The organism is Robertmurraya korlensis, from assembly GCF_023715225.1.
In the GTDB taxonomy this organism is placed as follows: Bacteria; Bacillota; Bacilli; order Bacillales; family Cytobacillaceae; genus Robertmurraya_A.
Genome location: NZ_JAMBNS010000157.1, coordinates 1 through 398 on the forward strand (window position 1 = coordinate 1; position 398 = coordinate 398).

The window sequence follows — 398 nt, forward strand, 5'->3', positions numbered from 1 at the left end:
GTGTCAGGGAGCATCAGCTCATATTGACGCTTGCTTACCGTTTCGCTAATCGCTTGAGTGATTATTTCATCGCCAAGTTCAGAGTTTAGCAGCGCAATCAGCTGCGCTTTGATATCGTGAACGCTGGCTATCGACAGCTCGCCTGCAACGGCGGTGGGTTGGTTGATTTTGAGGGGAATGGCTAAATCATCAAAATGGGTAGCCACATCTGCCAAACTATCGAGCAGCTGTAATGGGGTGGGGCGCCTAAAGCCAAACGAAAAAGTTAAACAATCGTCAACGGCCACCCCGTAATGAGAGAGATTGGTCGGTACATACAGCACATCGCCTGGCTCAAGCACCTCATCAAATATCAGCTCGCCCATTTCATTCATCAAACGAATCGGTTGACCTGCTTC

1 protein-coding gene is annotated in these 398 nt (G+C 49.2%); it reads right to left on the reverse strand.

Annotated elements, in window-relative coordinates; genetic code table 11:
• Positions 1–374: JmjC domain-containing protein (locus M3175_RS26195; RefSeq protein ID WP_251524639.1), on the reverse strand; the 374-nt coding region annotated here is incomplete at its 3' end.
• Positions 375–398: the final 24 nt, after the last annotated feature.